18 protein-coding genes are annotated in these 21,506 nt (G+C 51.4%); 9 read left to right on the forward strand and 9 right to left on the reverse strand.

What is annotated here, in order from left to right:
- Positions 1 to 163 precede the first annotated feature (163 nt).
- The 4 genes from ACO08I_RS17055 to ACO08I_RS17070 all read left to right on the forward strand — a co-directional run bounded on the left by ACO08I_RS17055 (position 164) and on the right by ACO08I_RS17070 (position 6,239).
- On the forward strand, positions 164 to 1,960 hold the full coding sequence (locus tag ACO08I_RS17055) for a PA domain-containing protein (protein ID WP_421946564.1): 1,797 nt from the start codon (positions 164 to 166) through the stop codon (positions 1,958 to 1,960).
- A 180-nt stretch (positions 1,961 to 2,140) separates the two neighbouring features.
- Positions 2,141 to 2,944, forward strand: a complete 804-nt coding sequence (locus ACO08I_RS17060; RefSeq protein ID WP_044218552.1) for a TIGR00266 family protein — start codon at positions 2,141 to 2,143, stop codon at positions 2,942 to 2,944.
- Between the two features lie 644 nt (positions 2,945 to 3,588).
- The gene (locus ACO08I_RS17065) at positions 3,589 to 5,508 is read left to right on the forward strand and encodes a SulP family inorganic anion transporter (protein ID WP_421946565.1); all 1,920 of its coding nucleotides are present in this window, start codon (positions 3,589 to 3,591) and stop codon (positions 5,506 to 5,508) included.
- A 50-nt stretch (positions 5,509 to 5,558) separates the two neighbouring features.
- Positions 5,559 to 6,239, forward strand: coding sequence for a TetR/AcrR family transcriptional regulator (locus ACO08I_RS17070; protein ID WP_282777947.1), 681 nt, complete (start codon positions 5,559 to 5,561; stop codon positions 6,237 to 6,239).
- Here the strand turns inward: ACO08I_RS17070 and ACO08I_RS17075 are convergent.
- On the reverse strand, positions 6,236 to 8,851 hold the full coding sequence (locus ACO08I_RS17075; protein ID WP_421946566.1) for a DNA gyrase/topoisomerase IV subunit A: 2,616 nt from the start codon (positions 8,849 to 8,851) through the stop codon (positions 6,236 to 6,238). The two genes, ACO08I_RS17070 and ACO08I_RS17075, sit on opposite strands and share 4 nt — an antisense overlap.
- 322 nt (positions 8,852 to 9,173) lie before the next feature.
- Between ACO08I_RS17075 and ACO08I_RS17080 the strand changes: the two genes are divergently transcribed.
- Positions 9,174 to 9,722, forward strand: coding sequence for an RNA polymerase sigma factor (locus ACO08I_RS17080; protein ID WP_282777951.1), 549 nt, complete (start codon positions 9,174 to 9,176; stop codon positions 9,720 to 9,722).
- A gap of 5 nt (positions 9,723 to 9,727) precedes the next feature.
- On the forward strand, positions 9,728 to 11,281 hold the full coding sequence (locus tag ACO08I_RS17085; RefSeq protein ID WP_421946567.1) for a hypothetical protein: 1,554 nt from the start codon (positions 9,728 to 9,730) through the stop codon (positions 11,279 to 11,281).
- Positions 11,282 to 11,308: 27 nt separating this feature from the next.
- On the opposite strand, the gene ACO08I_RS17090 is transcribed toward ACO08I_RS17085, so the two are convergent.
- Together ACO08I_RS17090 and ACO08I_RS17095 are read right to left on the reverse strand one after the other, a co-directional pair.
- Complete coding sequence (locus ACO08I_RS17090) at positions 11,309 to 12,001, reverse strand: response regulator transcription factor (RefSeq protein WP_282777955.1); 693 nt, start codon at positions 11,999 to 12,001, stop codon at positions 11,309 to 11,311.
- 15 nt (positions 12,002 to 12,016) lie between these two features.
- A complete protein-coding gene (locus ACO08I_RS17095) occupies positions 12,017 to 13,375 on the reverse strand; it encodes a sensor histidine kinase (protein ID WP_282777957.1) in 1,359 nt (452 codons plus the stop codon).
- A 301-nt stretch (positions 13,376 to 13,676) separates the two neighbouring features.
- Between ACO08I_RS17095 and ACO08I_RS17100 the strand changes: the two genes are divergently transcribed.
- The 3 genes from ACO08I_RS17100 to ACO08I_RS17110 all read left to right on the forward strand — a co-directional run bounded on the left by ACO08I_RS17100 (position 13,677) and on the right by ACO08I_RS17110 (position 16,248).
- Positions 13,677 to 14,630: a DUF4271 domain-containing protein gene (locus ACO08I_RS17100; RefSeq protein ID WP_421946568.1), complete on the forward strand. Its 954-nt coding sequence runs from the start codon at positions 13,677 to 13,679 to the stop codon at positions 14,628 to 14,630.
- A gap of 82 nt (positions 14,631 to 14,712) precedes the next feature.
- Positions 14,713 to 15,492, forward strand: coding sequence for a uroporphyrinogen-III synthase (locus tag ACO08I_RS17105; protein ID WP_282777309.1), 780 nt, complete (start codon positions 14,713 to 14,715; stop codon positions 15,490 to 15,492).
- Between the two features lie 111 nt (positions 15,493 to 15,603).
- Complete coding sequence (locus tag ACO08I_RS17110; protein ID WP_421946569.1) at positions 15,604 to 16,248, forward strand: NUDIX hydrolase; 645 nt, start codon at positions 15,604 to 15,606, stop codon at positions 16,246 to 16,248.
- A gap of 31 nt (positions 16,249 to 16,279) precedes the next feature.
- On the opposite strand, the gene ACO08I_RS17115 is transcribed toward ACO08I_RS17110, so the two are convergent.
- The 6 genes from ACO08I_RS17115 to ACO08I_RS17140 all read right to left on the reverse strand — a co-directional run bounded on the left by ACO08I_RS17115 (position 16,280) and on the right by ACO08I_RS17140 (position 21,392).
- Complete coding sequence (locus tag ACO08I_RS17115) at positions 16,280 to 16,474, reverse strand: hypothetical protein (protein ID WP_421946570.1); 195 nt, start codon at positions 16,472 to 16,474, stop codon at positions 16,280 to 16,282.
- 58 nt (positions 16,475 to 16,532) lie between these two features.
- Positions 16,533 to 16,973, reverse strand: a complete 441-nt coding sequence (locus ACO08I_RS17120; protein ID WP_421946571.1) for a cyclase family protein — start codon at positions 16,971 to 16,973, stop codon at positions 16,533 to 16,535.
- Positions 16,974 to 16,979: 6 nt separating this feature from the next.
- A complete protein-coding gene (locus ACO08I_RS17125) occupies positions 16,980 to 17,132 on the reverse strand; it encodes a hypothetical protein (protein WP_160213694.1) in 153 nt (50 codons plus the stop codon).
- 27 nt (positions 17,133 to 17,159) lie between these two features.
- The gene (locus ACO08I_RS17130; protein ID WP_282777303.1) at positions 17,160 to 18,263 is read right to left on the reverse strand and encodes a M42 family metallopeptidase; all 1,104 of its coding nucleotides are present in this window, start codon (positions 18,261 to 18,263) and stop codon (positions 17,160 to 17,162) included.
- Between the two features lie 139 nt (positions 18,264 to 18,402).
- A complete protein-coding gene (locus ACO08I_RS17135; protein ID WP_421946572.1) occupies positions 18,403 to 19,047 on the reverse strand; it encodes a thioredoxin family protein in 645 nt (214 codons plus the stop codon).
- 92 nt (positions 19,048 to 19,139) lie between these two features.
- Positions 19,140 to 21,392: a patatin-like phospholipase family protein gene (locus ACO08I_RS17140; protein WP_282775744.1), complete on the reverse strand. Its 2,253-nt coding sequence runs from the start codon at positions 21,390 to 21,392 to the stop codon at positions 19,140 to 19,142.
- Positions 21,393 to 21,506 lie beyond the last annotated feature (114 nt).

Consider the following 21,506-nt stretch of genomic DNA (forward strand, 5'->3'; position numbering starts at 1 on the left):
TTAGCAACCTGAAATTCTAAGCCGAGCCTGTTTTGTCGGCAATTTGATACTACGCACTGAAGTTTTCCGAAAGCCCCATCAACCAAAATCAGACTTGGATTAGCCCGCTCCGGCGGTCTTTATATTGTATGTTTAAAACGCTTTAGTAATCAAAATTGCTTCTATGAAAATTTTTACGACTACAATCCTTTCCCTGTTCGTGGCTATTACTATGGTCAATGCGCAGGTGGTTTATGTGAACTCCCCAGCTGAGCTGGTAGGGGGTTACACCTTTGGCACGGGCGACTTCGGTACGCAGCTGACAGATACTGTGATCACCGCTGATGCGGTATTCGTAGATGACGGCAGTGGTGAGACGGCTACTCAGGGCTGTGGCGCTGCTGTAAACGGTGCTGAGCTGGAAGGCAAAATCGCACTGGTGGACCGCGGTAGCTGCCAGTTTGGTACAAAGTGCCTGAACGCTGAAATGGCAGGTGCCATTGGTGTCATCATCTTTAATAATCAGCCCGGTGTTGGTGTCATCAACATGGCAGGTGGTGATGACGGAGGCATGGTGACTGTGCCTGTGGCTATGCTGGACTACGAAGCTGGTCAGGCCATCCGCTCTGCTTTGGAGAATGGCGCAGTAAACATTACAATGGGTAACCTGGTACTGCCAAACGACATCGGTGCCACAGCGCCAAACGTAATGGTAGCCCCTTACGGTGTGGTGCCTATCGATCAGGTGACTGCTGAGAACTTCACGTTCGTACCCGGTGCCAGTATGGTGAACAATGGCTCCAATGCTGCTTCTAACCTCAACGTATCGGCTACGATCGAGTACGCAGAGCTTGACGGCTCTAACCCAACGGAAGTGTACAGCGAAGCAGGTATGCTGGATGAAACCATTGATCCGGACTCTACTTCCAGCCTGCTGACGCTTGCTGAATTTACTCCGGGCAATGGCATTGGTCGGTATACCACTACTTACCAGGTGGCTAGTGATAGCACAGATCAGCTTAATTTCGACAACTCCGTTACCACTACATTCGCAGTGACCGATTCAATCTACTGCAAAGGTGGATGGGACTTTGCTGCTGGTCGTCCTAATGTGACGATTTACTACTCTGTTGGTGGCGGTGGTGTGTTTGAAATGCTTTCTTCCTTTAAGTTTCCGAATGGCAGCGGATTGCGCATTGATACCATTATTGTTGATGTGCTTGCTCCATCTGGTTCCACACTGGCTGGCGAGCCATTCGAAGCTTATGTATATGAGTGGAACGACGCTGATGAGGATGGGCTCATTGCAAATACCGAAGTGCTGACTGTGGGTGTATCTACCGTTGCCTTCCCAGACACTTTCCCAGACCAGGTTGGCGAACTGACATTGCCTATCATTGACTTTAACACCTTCTCTGAGCCAGGCCCGGTTGTTAATCCAGATGCAACTTCTTACTTCGTTGGCATCCGTTACACTGGAGAAGGTCAGGCCTTCATTGGTGTGGATGAGAGCTACAGCCATCAACAGTACATTGAATTCCTGACTGCTAATGAAGCATTAACTGATGCAGACTATCCATACTTTGTAATTAGTTCCTTTGATCCGGGTAACAATTCCCCTGACTTTGAGACAGCAGGTCTGTTTACAGATGTATTTGCTGGCTTGGCTTTAGCCATTAAAACCGCTCCAATTGCGAGTAGCACAGAGGACGTGGTAGGTGCAGAAACCTTCGAGATGGACATCTTCCCGAATCCAACTGCGGAGAAGCTGACGACCAACCTGACTTTCAAGCAGAGCACCAGCTTTGTAGAGTATAACATCACTGCGGCCAACGGACAGGTATTGCTACGCGAGCTTGACAATAGCGTAGGACAGCGCGAGCAGGCAGAGTTCAACGTAGAAGCACTGCCGGCCGGTCAGTACTTCCTGATGATCCGCACCGAGCAGGGCGTTCAGACCATGCCGTTTGTGAAGAAGTAATTGGCTTCGATCAATAGTGTACGTTTGAAAACCTGAAAAAGGTATTTTATCAAGCGCCTCGCTGGAGTTTTCCGGTGGGGCGCTTGTCGTTAATTTGCGCGTATCCCTCGAAAGGATTAGGGGCTTCTAAGCGAGAAAACTTATTTTAAGGCATTAATTCTAATAAACCACACCTTATCCATGAATGCACACGAGATAGATTTTCAGATCTTCGGTGAAGAAATGCAGTACGTTGAGATTGAGCTTGACCCCTACGAAACGGTCATCGCAGAAGCTGGCAGCTTTATGATGATGGACGACAGCATCGAGATGGCCACCATTTTTGGCGATGGCAGCCACCGGGAAGAAAATTCCGGTCTTTGGGGCAAAGTCCTTTCGGCTGGAAAGCGCCTGATTACCGGGGAGAGCCTGTTTATGACGGCATTTACGCATGCCGGGACCGGGAAGAAGCGTGTTTCTTTTGCTTCGCCCTACCCCGGGCGGATTATCCCCCTCGACCTGTCAGAGCACGGTGGCAAAGTCATCTGTCAGAAGGATGCTTTCCTTTGCGCTGCCAAAGGGGTGTCTGTCGGTATTGAGTTTTCGAAGCGGCTGGGCCGGGGCTTCTTCGGGGGCGAAGGCTTCATCATGCAAAAGCTGGAAGGCGATGGCTTGTCCTTCCTGCATGCCGGGGGCACCGTTACCCGCAAAGAGCTGGCCATAGGCGAAACGCTGCGGGTAGATACGGGGTGCCTTGTGGGCTTCACGCAGGATGTAGACTACGATATTGAGATGGTGCGCGGTGTGCGTAATGCTATTTTCGGTGGAGAGGGCCTGTTTTATGCCCGCCTTCAGGGGCCGGGCAGCGTATGGGTACAATCCCTGCCTTTCAGCCGCCTGGCTGACCGCGTCCTGCGGGCGTCCAAACACTACGGTGGTGGCAAAAAGGGCGAAGGCAGTGTACTCGGTGGCCTTGGCGACCTGCTCGACGGGGACGGCTGGTAAGCACAAAAAAATAAGTCACCGCTGCAAACAAAAATTCGAACACGCTGTTTATTGGTAGTTTTACTATCAGTTTGAGTCGAATTACTCAAAAGATAGTGACAAGAATTTCTGTTGTAGTTCATTCCGGTTATCCACTGGAATTGAATTTACATGGTGACTGAGGCTTTTGGAGGAGAGGCATTGCCTCTCCTTTTTTATTGTATTAGAGTTTATTAACGCAAATTTTGTATGTCTCTGAATGGTCTTTTTCACCAGCTCTGCATCTCGTCCTCACCTTCGTAGCTTTGGCTACGAGGTTCCGGGCGTTCTTTGATCTGGCAAAAAATACTCATCCATACCCTATACAAAACCTACCTTAATAAACTCTATTTTGATAGCTTTTCTATCGGTTTTATGGTCTTGTGCGCTCCAGGGCTTTCAACGAGCGAATGGTATTGTAACTCTGATTTTTTGCGATGATTACAACCAGGTAAGTGCTGAGGCTGAAAAATATCAATGAATCCAGCCGCACGGGTTGGATTAGGTTGCAGGCCAGTTTTGTATGATCCTGCCAACAGACGACAGTGATTTTCAGCACCAACCTCCTTTCATCAAAGCTTTACTTTTGCCGGGTAAGCGTTTTGCACATCGATTAAGCAGCAAAAATGCATAACATACTTAAGTTTGATTTCTCCAATATCAAGGGAGATTTCTTCGGGGGTCTCACGGCAGGCATCGTAGCCCTGCCTCTGGCGCTGGCGTTTGGGGCTCAGACTCCTCTCGGCGCAATGGCTGGTCTGTACGGTGCAATTGTGATAGGCATACTGGCAGCATTATTTGGTGGTACGCCCACTCAGATCAGCGGCCCTACCGCTCCGATGACGGTGGTGTCTACGGCAGTCATTTCCAGCGCCATTCTGGAAGCTGGCGTCTCTACGGTGGAGGAAGCATTGCCCTTTATTCTGGCTACTTTTTTTCTGGCTGGGCTGATTGAGGCTGTTTTTGGTATACTACGGCTGGGGCGGTATATACGGTACATTCCCTACCCGGTGGTATCCGGCTTTATGAGTGGAATCGGGGTGATCATTATTATCACGCAGCTGTTTCCGGCTCTGGGGTATAATCCGTCAGCAGATGAGGTACTGGTAGAGCAGCTTATGCCACATGCTGAAGAACAAATCCTGGAGGGCATACTCCGTCAGGAAGAATCCGAAGGCCTGCTCAGCGGAGTGATGAGCAAGGAAGATCTGGATGAGACTTCCCGGCGTGCTCAGGCGATTACGCCTCAGGAAATTCGGGCGGAAGCAAAACGGCTGGCAGCGAGGGAAGCGAGCGGTACGGTGGGTACCATCAACAACCTGCACCGGCCTTTCAGTAATCCCGGGCTCATCAACGGGTTCAACCTCGGTCTGACCCTACTTACGATCATCATCATTTTTGGCTTTAAGCGTATTACCACCACGGTGCCCAGTTCGCTGGCTGCCTTGCTGGTGCTGACACCTTTAGCCTATTTTTTGCTGCCCGGTCAGGTGCCAGTAATCGGGGCGGTTGAAAGTGGGCTGCCCCCCATCCACCTGGGCTTCTTTTCCGTTTATGCGGATATGGGCATGCTGGGTACTATTCTGCAATTCGCCATAACTCTGGCAGCGCTGGGGGCATTGGACTCTCTGCTTACCTCCGTAGTGGCGGACAATATCACCAAGACAAAGCACGATAGTGATCAGGAGCTCATCGGGCAGGGGCTGGGCAATATGGGGGCTGCGCTGTTTGCAGGCCTGCCGGGTGCAGGGGCTACCATGCGCACTGTGATCAATGCCCAGTCGGGTGGGAAGACAAAAATCTCTGGTGCTATTGCCGGGCTTTTCCTTCTGGCTGTTTTACTGGGGCTTGGCCCGGTGGTGGCTTACATTCCCAATGCAGTACTTGCGGGTATTCTCATTGCTGTAGGCATTGGGATTATTGATTACAAAGGACTTCGGCACCTGCGGAGCGTCCCCCGCTCTGATGCTCTCATTATGGTCTCCGTGTTGTTGCTGACGGTATTTGTAGACCTGCTGGTGGCGGTTGCTGCCGGTATGATACTGGCCGCTTTGCTCTTTATGAAGAAAATTGCAGACGTTGTAGAGCATAAAATGAACTCTGCCCCTTTGCATGCGTTTGCTCCTGAGGTGCCCTGGAACGATGAAGCGCCCCATATTGGAAAATTGGGGGACTCGGTATACATCAGGCACTTTGACGGGCCGATCTTTTTTGGTTTTGTTGACCGCTTCCAGGAGATAATGCAGGCCCTGCCCGGTATTAGAGTAGTCGTCATGCGCATGGAGCGGGTGCCTTACATGGACCAATCGGGCCTGTATGCGATGGATGATGCGATACGGAGCTTACGGGAGGAAGGCATCGTAGTGGCCTTCTCCGGGTTGCAGGATCAGCCTCTGCTTATGCTGGAACGGATCAACGTGATTCCGGGCCTTATCAACGAAAGTTATATTTTTAAAGATTTCGAATCCTGCCTTTGCTGGCTGAAGCCTTACCTTGAGCAGGAAAAACTCGGCGACCTGGCTGAAGAACAGGACAGGCAGCCCTGAAAGCACAATTACACAGGTGGTTGACCACACCTACAAAAACTGCAATAGCGATGTCAATTTTCATTCAGATGCAGCTCAACGAAAGGTTGTATCTCAAAAACCCGCAGGACACCAAGCTGGGCAAAAAAATCATTCAGTACAGCATTATCCTGATTGATGAGATTGGGTTTGAGGCCTTTACCTTCAAAAAGCTGGCAGAGCGGATCAACTCCACAGAAGCATCCGTTTACCGCTACTTTGAGAATAAGCACCGCTTGTTGGTCTACCTGCTGTGCTGGTATTGGGAGTGGATGAAGTTCCACATCGATTACAATACTATGAATATTGAAGACCCGAAGCAGAAACTGAAAATTGCCATCTCCGCTATTGTTGATACTTCCCGCCGGAATACCTCCATTCAGTTTGTGGATGAAGACGTGCTGCACCGCATCGTAGTAGCAGAAGCCACCAAGGCATACCACACCAAACAGGTGGACGAAGAAAATAAGGAGGGCTTTTTCCTGACCTACAAAAGCCTGGCCAAGCGCATCGCAAAAATCATCAAAGAAGTCAATCCCGATTATGCTTATCCCCGAGCACTGGCCAGCACCCTGCTGGAAATGGCGAACAACCACATCTACTTCGCCCAGCACCTGCCCTCCCTCACGGACATCGAAGTGAAGGAGGGGGACCTGAGCCAGGTGGAGGAGCTGCTGGAAGATTTCGCCTTCGGGCTGTTGATCAGAGATTAATCAAACATCTTCGTCTGCCCATCGTCTTCCACATCAAAGTCGATGCTGTCCCCCGGCTTTAGTTTTTCCCCACCGCCGTCCTTTGAGGAGGCCGCGGTTTCTTTTTTCAGAGGACTCACGGACAGCAGGCGCTGATCGGCGACTTTGTTGCCCATGGCGCGCCAGCCTTTGACATCAATAAAGTCCTCAATGTCGAGCTCCTGATCAATTTTCTGGCTACCGTCTTTGATCTGATATTGGATAGCGGCACCCGGTTCAGGTGAAGCGAACAACAGCTTGCTTTTCTTGTGCTCTGTAATGAACAGGAAGCGCTGATTGGTAGAGGTGGTCTCCACCTGAAAGCGTTTGGCTACTGACCAGCCCCGCTCGCCTTCAAAGTAGACTGCACTCACAGCTGCATCCGGATCGAACTTGCCGATATAGACAATCTCTTTGGGCTCAAATTTTTTATTAAGGTCGAGTTCAATCACCTCGTAAGATCCTTCTTTATAAATGGCAAAGATGTGGTCGCCGGAGCTGAACTCGCCCAGAAGCAGCCCCCGCTCATCGGTATTCAGCCGGCCGCTGACTTCATCCATCCATATTTTGATTGCGCCAAGCGTTGATTCTCCCTCTTCTTTCAGGGAAACCTTACGTACGGGGTACTTGGTTACAGTATTACCTTTGGAGCTTCGCCCCTTGATCTCCAGCTCACTGAAGTCATAATCAAAGACCTTATTGCGCGCCCGGCTGCCCTGTGTGAGCTGCACGGTGACAACTTCGGCTTCTCCGTTTGGATTGGCGGTGAAATACAGCGGTTTTGAACCGTTTTCACCCGTGGTCATGTCGTACTCCCGGTCACGGGTGATGGACTGTACCTGAAAGCGCTTGGCGAACGTCCGCCCGGTCTTGCCGTCTACGTATATGGCGTTGTAAGTGGTCCGGTCATCGCCCTTTTTCCAGACATCAATATGGATGATATCCTTACCGGCAAAGACTTTATCCGCAATCCGGGATACCTGATATTTACCATCTTTTCGGAAGACGATGATATCCGCAATATCCGAGCATTCGCAGACAAATTCGTCCTTCTTCAGGCCCGTGCCGAAGAAGCCCTCCTTCCGGTCCACATACAGCTTGGCATTTTTGGCCACCACTTCTGTCGCTTCGATGTTCTCAAAGGTGGTAATGATGGTGCGCCGCTCTTTGCCTTTGCCGAATTTCTGCAGCAGGTTTTCGTAGTAGGCAATGGCGTAGTCCGTGAGGTTGTCCAGGTGGTGCTGCACTTCCTTGAGCTCCTCTTCCAGCTTACTGATCTGCTCCTCCGCTTTGAAGGTATTGTATTTGGAAATCCGCTTGATCCGGATTTCGGTCAGGCGCACGAGGTCATCCTCTGTGATGTCCCGCAGGAGTTCCAGCCGGTCGTCGTTTTTCTTTGGCTTTTCGCCGGGGACACGCACATACTTCCGCAGGCCACTGTCTACCGCTTCCAGCACGGCCTCCCAGGTTTCGCACTGCTCGATGTCCCGGTAGATGCGGTTTTCGATGAAGATCTTTTCCAGGCTGGCGAAGTGCAGTTTTTCCAGCAGCTCCGCCTTACGGATTTCCAGTTCCCGCTTAAGGAGGGCTTTGGTTTGCTGCGTGCAAATATCCAGGATGTCCTCCACGGTCATGAAGTGGGGCTTGTCCTCAATGATCACACAGGCATTTGGAGAAATGGATATTTCGCAGTTGGTAAAGGCATAAAGTGCATCAATGGTGAGGTCAGGGGAAACGCCGTTCCCAAGCTCTACCAGTACTTCGACATGCTCGGCGGTATTGTCCACCACCTTTTTGATCTTGATTTTGCCCTTGTCGTTGGCTTTAAGGATGCTGTCAATAAGGGACTGTGTAGTCGTGGCGTAAGGCAGCTCCCGAATAGCGAGGGTACTCTTGTCCACCGCTTCGATTTTGGCTCTGACTTTAACCCGGCCGCCCCGTTTGCCGCTCCTGTAGTCCGATACATCTATCATGCCGCCGGTTTGGAAATCGGGGTAGATTTTGACCCTCTTCCCCTGCAGCAGCTTGATGGAAGCCTTGATGAGCTCGTTGAAGTTGTGCGGCAGGATTTTAGTGGAAAGCCCCACGGCGATGCCATCGGTACCCTGTGCCAGGAGCATGGGGAACTTCATCGGCAGCCCGATTGGCTCCTTCTTCCGGCCATCGTAGCTTAGCTGCCAGTCGGTGGTCTGAGGGTTGAAGGCCACCTCCAGTGCAAACTTGGTCAGGCGCGCCTCAATGTAACGGGGAGCGGCTGCGCTGTCGCCGGTACGCACATCGCCCCAGTTGCCCTGCGGGTCAATGAGCAGGTCCTTTTGCCCGAGATTGACCAGGGCATCGCCAATGGCAGCATCTCCGTGCGGGTGGTACTGCATGGTCTGCCCGATGATGTTCGCGACTTTGTGGTAACGCCCGTCGTGCATTTCCCGCATAGCGTGGAGTATCCGCCGCTGTACGGGCTTCAATCCGTCAATAATGCCGGGTACGGCGCGCTCCAGAATAACGTAGGAAGCATAGTCCAGGAAGTAATCCTCATACATCCCCTTAAGGGTGATGATGTTCTCCTGACCGTTCTGTTCAGCTGTCTCACTCATATTTTGACTGGCTTATTGCCTGTATGTATTTTCCTCAAAAGTACAAAAATACCGCCAAAAAAATAAACAAAAAATTTACATAAAAACATATTTAAAACAAACTGAAATTCCACAGGCTCGCAAAAGGCGGCAGAAATTGATGCAGCGGGCAGCGGATCCGATCTGCAAAGCGTTCTTAGCTGTAGGTTAGCTACACTACGCCTGAATATTTGAAATATACGTCATCATCTGCCTCTATTTAGCACAAGAAAAGACAAAGCGTTCGCGCTTTCCCGGTTGTATCTTTTGCTGAATTAGGGTAATTTGGGCTAATTGAACATACATGGATATCGCTTTGCCCTTAGAAAACAATGAGAAAGGCTTAATACAGGCCTGCGTTCGCCGGGAGCGCTGGGCTCAGAAGGTGCTGTACGAAGAGTACTACAGCCGTATGATGGGGGTATGCCTCCGTTATGCTACTGATGAGGAAGAAGCACTCGATATTCTGCACGAAGGGTTCATCAAAGTTTTCCGGCATGTAAGCAAGTATAAGCCGGGGACTTCACTTTCTGCATGGATTCGGCGAATCATGGTCAACACGGCGATTGACTATTTCCGTAAAAACAGCCGCCGCCGCACTGAGGACATGGACGAGGCGTATGACATCAGTACCAATGATCCGGATGCAATCAGCCGCTGCTCGGAACAGGAAATACTTGAAGCCATTCAGGAGCTTACGCCTTCCTACCGTGCTGTTTTCAACTTGTATGTGATCGAAGGGTACGCACACAAGGAAATTGCGGAGCTACTTGACATAACAGAAAGCACTTCCAGGTCGAACCTGGTAAAAGCTCGGTCAAAACTGAAAGAAATACTGAGCGAACGACTATAGAGGATATGAAGAAAAGAGAAGATCACCAGTTTGATGAGCAAATCCGCCAGAAGATGACCAATCTCCGGCCTGAAACCGGTGCGCCAGATTGGTCGGCTTTTGAGGAGCAGCTCGATGCGGCGGAGGCCCTTGATGCAGGCCCGGCAGAAGCAGACCCACGTGAGGTGGATGAGGTGATCTTTGGCAAGATGCATCAGTATGAGGTGCCCTACGAGCCAGCCCATTGGCTCAGAATGGAAGCGATGCTTAATGAGTGGTTTACCTGGCCACAGTACGTGCTGCGCTATAAGACGATGGAACTGGCGCTTTTCCTGCTACTTTTCATCACCTGCTGGCAGTACCTGCCGAAACTGGGTGCACCGGTCGCGGGCAGTCAGCCTGCCGGTCAGTCTGATTACACCGAGGTTGCCACCGATCATCAGTCCATAAATGTAACACCTGCCGAAATACAGGAGCCCTCTACAGATAACGCAACGCCTGGCCCGAACCGGTTGGCAGAAGAAGAGGGGCAACCATCCCGGGAGGTAGACAAGTACAGCAACAACCTGCTAACGGCAAGCGCGTTGCCCGAACCGGCCAAAGAAGCCCCTGGACAAGCTTTAACAGGCGTGAAAAACCAAGTCTGGGCTCCCATGCCCCCGCTTTTGGGTTCAGAACGCCCGAAGAGCCTACGCTCCAATACCATGGCAGAGACTTCAGAGTTGCCGGTCTCTTCCCTCATGAGCCCTGTGGCTGCAATGGAAGAAGGCCCTCCGTTCGGTTTGGCTGCCTCTGCCTTGCTTCCGGGATTGCCCTTTGAAACCCTGGCTGTGCCTGAAGCTGATTTGGGAGACACCAAGGTCAGGCGCATAAAGAAGCGCCCTGCTTTACTGGTCGGTATGTTTGGCAGTGCGGATTACAACCACATCCTGGTACCGGCAAGCTCCGAAAAACGATTGACGGAAAGCCTGGAACGGGCAGCAATAGGATATGGAGGAGGCTTATCTCTTAGTGCTGATTTCGGCCGTCTGGAGGTTGAAACCGGAGCCATTTACGCCGCGCGTTACTATCCGGTGGGTATTGTTTACGTAAGGGGTAGCCTGTTATCGGGGCTGCGTGGTGATGAGCTGCGCACTACAGAGCTGAATATGCTCAGCATTCCGCTGCATATTCGTTATGATTACCTCCAGCATAATAAGTGGCGGGCTTACGTTCTCGCGGGTGGGGCCGTACAGGTCGCTTTCCAAACCAACTACTATACGGCAGAAGCGCCTCAGTTTGACTTCCTGCCGGCTATGCCACCACCGGTGACTGATGGGCCGGGTGAATCCGAAATTGACCGCATCCGGCGCAATGGGCAGGGGTGGTTTGAAGGAGGCAGCTTTAAGGATAATGCCTATCTGACGGTCAACTTCGGCTTTGGAGCCGAACGCTACTTCTCAGAGCGGTGGAGCCTTTTTGTGCAGCCGGTTTATCAGCATTCCGTACACTATTTCAAGAATATTGATGGGCTGGGGCCAAACAACGACCGGATTAATTCGCTGTCGGTTCTGATTGGCACCCGTGTACGCCTGAAGTAGCTCGGGGCATTTTGCGATGACTGTCCACTAATTTCCTTCCTTCAACCGGAATCCAACCCCGTGAATGTTCTCAATTTTGAGCTGCGTATCCTTGCGCAGGTATTTACGTAGGCGGGAGATAAACACATCAAGACTGCGCCCCAGGAAGTAGTCATCTTCGCCCCACAGTTTTTTCAGGATATCGGAGCGGCGGATCACCTGATTGCGCTGCTCTGCAAAAAGCCTGAGCAGGTCTGCCTCTTTTTGTGTAAGCTGCCGCGGCTCCCCATCCCCTTTGAGCAGCAGGTTTTGGTAATCGAACCGGAACTGCCCCAATGCATACTCTGAAGCATTATCCGGCAGCGTTATCTGACTGCGCCTCAGGAATATTTCGACTTTGAGCATGAGCTCTTCAATACTGAATGGCTTGGTAATGTAATCATCAGCGCCCAGGCGCAGCCCTTTGAGCCGGTCTTCTTTCAGCGATTTGGCGGTCAGGAATAAAATCGGGGTGTGGGTGTCCTGCTCGCGGATGCGGCGGGCAATCGTAAAACCATCAATGTCCGGCAGCATCACATCCAAAATATAAAGGTCTATGTCCTGCGATTGGGCATCAATCAGCTGAAGGGCATCCTTTCCGGTTGCGCAGTGGGTAATCTGATAACCCTGAAGTTCCAGGTTGTCGCGGGTCACAAAGCTCAGGCTTTCGTCATCTTCAACGTATAAAAGGTGTGCTTTCATAGATGCAATTGGCTTTTAGGCATTGGTCAGCCGGGTGGCAGTTTTGCGAAGATACTTCGAAAAGTAGGTACGAAGTTGGTGCCACCAGCTTTGGAAGCCGGGCTGGAGAACAGGAATATGCAAATAAACGCTAGTGCCTTCGCCCGGGGTACTCTCCATATCCAGCTGCCAGCCCTGAGCATCACAGATGCTTTTTACATAGTACAGCCCGAGCCCAAAACCTTTGACTTTGTGAACGTTGCCCGTGGGCACTCGGTAAAATTTGCTGAATATCCGGCTCATATGCTCTTTGGAAATCCCCACGCCTTTATCTTCAATTTTAATGGTAACCTGCTGTTCCGAGGCATAGGCTGACAGGTTGATTGCCGGCCGTTCACAACAGTACTTGACCGCGTTATCGAGCAGGTTGTGAAGAATGTTGGTGAAGTGGAGGCGGTCAGCCTCAATGTGAACATCGCCAAGCCGGATGTCGCTTTCCAATGTTCCGCCCTGCTTTTCAGCCTGTACCGCCGTGCTGTTGACGATGGCACTTAGTGCCTCTGCAACGGGAAACTGCTCCAGTTTGAGCTCAAAGTTCCCCTGCTCGATCCGGGCCAGCTGCAAGACCTTCTCGACCTGGCTGTTGAGGCGTTTGTTTTGCTCCTTGATGATGGTGGCATAGCGCAGCAGCCTTGGGTTGTTTTGCACTTCGGGCGCGTTTTGGAAAACATCTGCGGAAATTTTTATGGTGGAAATGGGCGTCTTGAACTCGTGCGTCATATTGTTGATGAAGTCTTTCTGCAGTTCAGACAGCCGCTTTTGCCGCAGCATGATATACATGGAGTAGGCAAAAAAGATCAGGACGATCATCAGGATGGCTGAGAAGAAAATGGAAAGCTGCATTTTGCCCAGCAGATAGCCGGACCGGTTGGGGAATTTAACGCTGAAGTAATAGGTGAACTTATCGTCCTTGGGCAGGTCGCCAAGCTCAGCCAGGTCAGTTTGCTTACCAGGATTGAAACTGCAGTAGTTGCCATACATCATCTCATTGGTCGTACAATCGTAAACGGCGTATTCAAAATCGACGTAAAGGGCCAGGCGCTCAAACTCTTTCTGCAGAAAGTACTCCAGGTGGTCGTCGTCGATTTCGCTATCGATATTGACGACATAGTAGTTGGTCGTACGCTGATTGACGATATTGCGGGGCGGCAGATCGCCCCCGCTCAGGTCAGCCAGCCCGCAGGCCGTACGGTAAAGCGCAAGGCTTGCTTTTTTGCTGAACTCCTCCTCGTTTATATTCCAGGTATTGATCACCCAATAGGCTTGCATGCCAATGATGCCGGCAATGGCGATGGCGCCCAAAAGGATGACCCGGAAGATCAGGCTGTTCTTCATAGATGGTGGCTAAAATAAAATCCTGTACAAGTTACCAGTCCGGTAGGGGATAAAAAAACGCTTAACAGCTCTTTAACAAACCCGGGCGGGTTCAGTTCCGTACGGCAGAGGAGGCATAATGTCCGGAGGTGTGTATAGCAAATTGCACAAAACACAAAGGCAACCCACTGCATTTAAGCCCTATGGCTGCTGGGGTAGAGCTTCCCGCTCTGCTCCAGCTTATCCAGGAGAGGCAAACGGCAAATGCTGGCAAGCTATTCAAAAAGTGCAATTTGTTATGCACACTGTCCGGAGAAAAGCTATGGATAATTCCAGTCAGTGCGCTACCTTTGTAAGAACTGTGAATAAGGTGCTCCACATATCGACCCGTTTTCTGCTTGTTAGCCTGCTGTCAGTGCTGATAGCTAAAGGTGCTTTTGCGCAAGCCAACCCCTTTGACCTGACGCCACGGCTCTCTGCCCAGGTAGGAGCAGATACCCTGACAAGTGTTGTACCGGTGACCGGCAACCCCTTCGATATAGTGCCCACCAGCCCCGAAGAGCAGGCCGTTGAACCGGTGTTGCCTCCTCCTGATGCAGGTTTTTCCTCCAAGCCGGTTGTGACGATTGACAGCCGTTTTAACCGGGTTGTTTTTATTACGACCGTTGCAAGCCTGTTGCTGCTCACCGTTTTGATAACGCTCTTCCGGGCGCAGTTGGGCCGGGCATACCGGGCATTTCTAAATGATAATTTGCTCAACCAGCTACAGCGGGAAAGAGAAGGGGGCGGCGACCTGCCGTATTACCTTTTCTACGCGCTTTTCATGCTGTCTGCCGGCTTTTTCGTTTTTCTTTTGACGGAGTACTTTGAGGTCCCGGTTGCGGCAGCGCCCTGGCGTAGCCTGCTGATGTGCGTGCTGGGCATTGCTGTGTTTTGGATGGGCAAGCACCTGCTGCTGACTTACATTCGTGTGGTGTTTCCTGTAGAAAAGGAAGTCCGGATCTACAACATGACGATTGTGGTCTTCAATCTGATCCTGGGTATCGCCCTCATCATTGGCAACGGGCTCTTTGCCTACGGGCCCGACAGCCTGAAAATGCCTATACTTTATCTGATTTTCGCAGTCATTGCCGGCGTTTATTTATTTATGTTTCTGCGCAGCCTGTTTTCGGCCGGCCGCTTTCTCTCCTTTCATAAGTTTCACTTTTTGTTGTATATTTGCACCGTTGAAATCGCTCCTGTCCTGATCTTGGTAAAAGGATTAACAACTTCCTAATTTAAAAACCTCGTTCAGGAACTGTGCTACAGCTTGCTTGAAATCAAACGCACAGTGGGCAAAACCCAAAAATTGTTGTTGCATGGCAGCAAATGGCAAAGTACAAGAAGAGACTTACAAGCCGGTAAAAACCATCCTGATATCCCAGCCTAAGCCGGAGCGATCTCCCTACTACGATTTAGAACAGAAATACGGACTGACCATCGACTGGCGGCCGTTCATTCATGTAGAGGGCGTCTCGGCTAAGGAATTTCGCAAAGCCAAAATTAAGCCTGATGAGTATACTGCGGTGATCCTGACCAGCAAAAATGCGATTGATCACTACTTCCGCATTTGCGAAGAGATGCGGATCAAGGTCTCACAGGACATGAAGTACTTCTGCCTGTCTGAGGCTATAGCCAATTACCTGCAGAAGTTCATCGTTTACCGCAAACGGAAGGTATTTGTGGGCAAACGCACCATACAAGATCTGGCACCTGCCCTGAAAAAGCATAAGAAAGAAAAGTTCCTCTTGCCTTGCTCCAATCTTGGGGCTAAGCAGGTCAGCTCGTATTTGAAGGAAAACAGCTTTGACTGGCAGGATGCTATGATGTACCAAACGGTCAGCAGCGATTTGTCTGACCTCAGTGATGTGACCTACGATGTCCTCGTGTTCTTCAGCCCGCTTGGCATCAAATCGCTCTACGAAAACTTCCCGGATTTCAAGCAGAACGATACCCGCATGGCAGTCTTTGGCAATTCCACCAGCAAAGAGGTGGAAAAGCAGGGCCTGACCATCAATATCAAAGTACCTGCACCGGGTATCACCTCTATGGCTACCGCTCTGGAGAAATACCTGGAAATATCCAACAAAGACCTTTAATCTCAAAGGGTGCCCTTGATTAGGGAAATGCTGTACAGCCCCAAAACACAACTTGTGTTTCGGGGCTGTGCTGTTGTGCAACTATTCAATGCCCTTCAGAGTTAAATGGATATGCAGCATTCATTTATTCAGGCTATCGCAGACGAGCTCAGGCACCCACTGCCCGGGCAAGAGGCGCAATTTCGTATGGCGCACGTTGTACGGCAGCAGGCGGTGACGCCACCTCCGGGGGCACGGCAGGCCGGCGTTATGGCTTTGTTTTATCCCCATCAGTCCGACTGGCACCTTGTTTTTATCGAACGGCAGCCCCACCACGGGCATGACCGGCATGCCGGGCAGATCAGCTTTCCGGGCGGGAAGTTTGAAGACTCGGATGCTTCATTGGAAGAAACGGCTCTGCGGGAAACCGAGGAAGAGGTGGGTGTCCCTGTTGATACAATTGAAGTCCTGGGCAAGCTGACGGAGCTGTATATTCCGGTCAGCAATTTTCAGGTACACCCCTATGTGGGCTTCACGGATAGCCGCCCGGCATTTGTACCGGATGTCGAGGAGGTACGCACCATCCTGGAAGTCCCGTTCAGCCACCTGTCCAATCCTGCCACCCAACGCAAAACAAATTTGCAACTGGCGGCCAATATTACGCTCAAAGGCGTACCTTACTTTGATGTGGAGGGCAAAATCCTGTGGGGCGCTACGGCTATGATGGTCAGTGAGTTGCTGGCAGTAGCTGAGCGGACAGGGCTGGTGTCATCCTGATGACTTACCCCACTTTTGGCAGAGGTTATTATCATTCAAAAACGGCGATGGCCCGGACCGGTGAACCTGTTCCGCCCCTGATTTTCAGCGGTAAGCCAATGAACTGGAAGCGCCCGCGATTCAGGAGCAGGTGAAGGTTGACGAGGTTTTCGTAATGTGTGAAGTTTAATTCGCCACAGATTTCGTGTACGGCCCGGTTAGAGACTCCGGAAACACCGGGCGCCATGGTTTCCACTCCAAATGCAGCAATGCCTTGCTTGCCCAGCCATCTGGCACTTTGGGCACTAAGCCCGGGGGCCCTTACCCCAGGCTGGCGTCCCGAACGCACGCCGGTAATGATCGGTATAAAAAAGAAGGGTGTCCCCTTTTTTGATTTCCTGTCCGCAGGAGGCACAGGCTGCTGCTATCTCGTCGGGTTCAATGAGTGCCTGAAGCCCTTTGTGGGAAAAGTCCAGGCAAAAGCCGGACGTATAAAAGGTGGAAAGCGGCATAGTCTCGATAGACTGGCTGGCGTAGGCTTTGCCCATGTGGCTGATGGCATCAACGTGGGTGCCGGTGTGCTCCCCCATGTCCAACCGGTTGACCGCTGGGGTTTGCGTTTCGGGGTCCGTTTCCCCTGCCCATTCTTCATGGGTGGCATAGGGCTCAATGAGCACCGGTGGCAACCTTCTGTACACCGGCATACCCGAATAAATTTCCTGGCTGAGGTCAATGATTTCCGGCATGGATGGCTAATTTGACAACACCCGATAAACCATCAGGCCTAACAGCAGTAGAATGAGGATAACGAAGAATCCGGAAGCGGCATCATCGAAGAGCCGCTCCACCGTGTCCATATACTTAGACCCAAAGTAGATACCCGCCCCGAGAATGACGGTCCCCATAAAGATTTGCTTTGCCCTCATAGCGGATTAAAGAAAGTCATAGCTGTCGCCCGCTGCCGGCTTGGAGCGTTTGCCATCCACATTTTCGAAGCTCCAGTCGTATTGGTGGAGCTCGCTCAGGCAGTGGGTCAGCAGGTCAATGCAGTGCTTGATGTCAGCCTTATTAGCCATTTCGATAGTTTGGTGCATATTGCGGAGCGGGATGGAAATGGCGCCCGCTATCGCTCCCTTTTTGCCGTAGCGCTGAATACCCGCCGTATCGGTACCTCCCGCAGGAAGTATTTCCGGTTGCCAGGGGATATCGTGCGCATCAGCCGTTTTTTTCATGTAATTGACCATGCGGTAGTCACAGATGGTCATGCCATCCATAATTTTGATAGCTGCCCCTTTGCCCAGGCTTGTGACGTACTCATGTGCTTGCGCACCGGGCACATCAAAAGCGATAGTTACATCAAGGCCAAAACCAAAATCCGGGTCAATCAGGTGGGCAGAAGAGATGGCGCCGCGCAGCCCTACTTCTTCCTGTACGGTGAACACACCATAAATATCGTAAGGTACGGTTTGGTCTTTCAGCGCCCGCAGGGTTTCCAGCAGGATGAACACCGACACCCGGTTGTCCAGGGACTTGCTGTTGACACAATTGCCCATTTCAATGAGCTCCCGTTCTCGCGTAATGGAGTCGCCTACCGCAATATACTTTACCACTTCGTCCCGGGGCATGCCCAGGTCAATGTAGTACTCACTGATCGGAAGCTGTTTATTGCGCTCTTCCGGCTTCATCAGGTGGATGGGTTTGCTGCCCATGACACCGATGAAGTCTTTGCGGCCGTGTACGATGACCCGCTGCGAGGTCAGCGTTTTCGGATCAAAACCGCCCAGGGTATGAAAACGGATGAAGCCATCCTCGTCGATGTGCGTAACGATGAACCCAATCTCGTCCATATGAGCAGCTACCATGACCTTTTTGTCTTGCTGCCCTTTTTTGATGGCGACTACGTTACCCATGGCATCTACTTCTACCTTGTCTACAAGTGGGGTAACTTCAGCGAGGATGAATTCCCGGATACGCTGTTCGTACCCTGGTGCGCCCGGGGTTTCGCATGTTTTCTTGAGCAGCTCAACGTTGATCATATAAGCAGTTTTAAAGTCGTTTGATTGGAATACGGTGCGAAAATACAGGACGAGCCAAGGATTTCCGATTTATTCCTTAAAAAAATACCGGGGATGGCTTTCATTGGGCTAATACGAGAATGGTCAAGTGGCAGCAAGTCTATTGGGCCAGGGCTTCCTGATGATGGAAAAGGGCCTGTATGACCTCTGACTGTATGCTTTTTGTCTTATCGCGGGCATACCATTTCTGGGTGTCTGTCATAGTGGTCTGCTGTAGCGCTTTTTTAGCAGCCTCGTCATCCAGTGTTTTCAGTTTTGTTTTGTAATCCATGACGATTTGCTGTACGGCTGCAGGCCTGGGGCCCCAGCTGCCTGTTACCGTTCTGTTGGCTCCCTTTAGGAAAATGATTTTTGGAATAGAACGCCCGCCGTTGGTGAGAAAGGCATCCATGATATCGGGATATTCGTCCCTTAGGATAAGCCGTAGAGAAAGGTTGGGGGTCGTTTCTGCTATTTTATTCAGCACCGGAATAACCTGCGCTGCATCCCCGCACCATGCTTCGGTCAGGACGAGCATCGTCATGGGCGTTTCCAGTTGTTCCAGTGCTTCAAGCGTTTCGGGCGTAAGCCGGGTGGTCTTATCGAGGCGGTTCATGCGGGTGCGGTTGAGATCCGTATAGTTCAGCATCGCTTCGCTGTGGTTAGAACCTGTGGTTTTACCATCGGCACGCAATTCTTCAATAAGCTGGCGGTATTCGTTGTAGTGCATTGCTTGCTCCAGGGTGGAGGCAGGTATCGTCTTCATTTTTATCTGGTTAACTTTTCGAATTCAGGGAGTCTGGCCTGTAGCTTCAGCCTCTCCGTTTCAAGGATGTAATAAAGGGAAGCGCTTAACTCCTACTTTTGTTTTGCAGGAGGGCTGAGGAGTTGTTGTAATTGTTCCAGGCTCGACAAATTGGACGGATGGTTCATAGCACGCATCACATCCGCTTTTTCCCGCTGCGTGATGTGGAAGGAAATGGAGGCTTCCAGCTTGTTATCTTCTGTAGGCCGGTAGAAAAACGGGATTTGAATGAAGCGCTCTTCGCCCAGCAGGTCATACATAAACCCTAAGCTGTTGTCGTGCTCAAACTCCTGCACCACAAGCACTTTACCGGCAATACCGAGCGGATTGAACATGGATTCAACAATACCCTGCCCACCGCTTGGCGTGATTTCTTCCACCTTGTCTGAACTGCTGATTTGCAACAGCATCACACCGCTTGTGTTTTCAAGTATCCACTCCCGGAATACCTGAATGAACCGGGTGGCAGAAACGATACCGTAGTTGTCCAGAAACCCGGCATCCATTACCTCAATCCCGGGACGGCTGGGCAGGTGCACGTTGGGCAGTACATAGGGGTAGGTTGCATTCATGCGTATAGCCGAGAGCATTCGGAGATTACCGGCATCCTGATCCTGAAACATCCACCGAAAGTCAACCGCGTCCACTTCCACCGCTTTGGGATAGCGCTGCCCCACCGGCGCTTTCATCATGTAGGAAACGCCCTGTGGGGAAATGATCAGGCGACGGGCATCATTGACGATGGAGGGGGTCAGGTAAAGCATGGGGATTGTGGCCGATGCCTCCGGCTCCCGGTATTCCTCCAGCCTCCGGTCGAGTATGCCATTGGTGTTTTCATTGAGCTGCTGCTCAAAGACATAGCCCCGGTCTTTGTAGTAGGTGTAGCCGTTCATTTCAAAGGGTGCCCAGGGGATAAAGAGGTCATTGGAAACGATGGTGAAAGCGATAGAGTTCACCAGGTCTTTGGCGATGTCGTCAATGTAACGCGGATCGTGGACATCTACGCATTCTCCGCGCTGCTGTTGCAAATACAGCTCCCGCAGGTACGTCATGCCCATCATGCCACCGGAGGCTCCGGTAATGAGTACCGTATGTTCCAGCAGTTGCCCGTTGAGCAGGCTGTCTGCCGTACGGACCACCTGCATGCTCCAGGTGGCTGATTTCAGCCCGCCCCCGCTCGAGCAAAGGATGACCATCCAGGGTTTTTCCTCTTCGGTTTTGGCTTTCCATCTTTCCAGAATAGCAGTGGTGGCCGCCTTGTCGTCTTCAATACGGGTGCTGTTGGAGGCTTCCTGCAGGCGCTTCAAAGAGTATTCAGCGGGGGCGGTCTCGTAATTGAGGCCATAGGCTTTATTGGTGTAGTTAAAGTTGTCATTGCGGGTCAGAATATTCAATCCGAGTAAAAGGACAATGATAACGGTCATGCTCCACTCACCGAACCAGTAGATGACCGCTCCGATCAGGGCTGTCAGTACACTGGCCAGAATGAACAGGCTGGCACCGGCCGGAATCCGAAAGGGCGGGTAATCCACCAAATAGCCCAGCACCAGCAGCACCAGCATGCTGATGAGCTGCAGGATGAGCGCATTGAGGTGGTTTTGCTTGAAAATGCTCATCAGCATCTTGGTGTCGTAGTGCGCCACGCTCCTGACCAGGCGGGGCTCCAGCGATTCCGACAGATAGGTGTCCACCCGCCACCGCGTGCTGTCCAGCTTGATGTACTCCAGGTCCACCTGTCGGCGGCCGGGCGTGTAGGCACGGGTGAGGTGGGGCGGGCGCTCGGGCCGGCTCTCGTAGTACGAAATGTCGCGGTTGGTAAATTGGAAATAGATGGAATACAGGATAATCAGCAGTAACATCCCGCTGAGAAAACCTACGGCATTCAAAGTGACTTCCCGGAAGACAAGCCCTTCGTAGTAGCGCTGGAAGTAGACCATAATGCCCAGGTAGACGATCAGAAAGGACAGCGGCAGCAGCAGGTTGTTGATGACAAACTTGGTGAAAGGCCGGGCAAGTGACGCCAGAAATGGAAAATAGTGAGCGCTTAGGAGGTAAATGGCCAGGTTCCAGCTCATAAAAAAACTGCCAAACCCTATGCCTACGAAGAAAAAGCTCCAAAAGTTGACGGCCCCGAGGTATTCCGGGTCCAGGAAAAGGTATTGAAAGCCGAGCTTACTGGCCAGCGCACCGGAAACGAGCAGGAAGAAAACCACCCACATCGCGAGCAGCAGGTGGTTGCTGCGGACATGCAACACCAGTAGCTGTATTGGAAAAGAATGGAAAATGTTGCGCAGTTTTTGCATCATGGAATTTCAAAATACGGAATTCCCGGTTCTGATGCTACTGTTTTGATGCAGATCGCGTTGATTTAAAGTGTTATTTTTCGCCCACTGAAAATGAAGGCCGCTGTTTTGCGTTTG

Source organism: Phaeodactylibacter xiamenensis, assembly GCF_965229835.1.
Taxonomy (GTDB): Bacteria; Bacteroidota; Bacteroidia; order Chitinophagales; family Saprospiraceae; genus Phaeodactylibacter; species Phaeodactylibacter xiamenensis.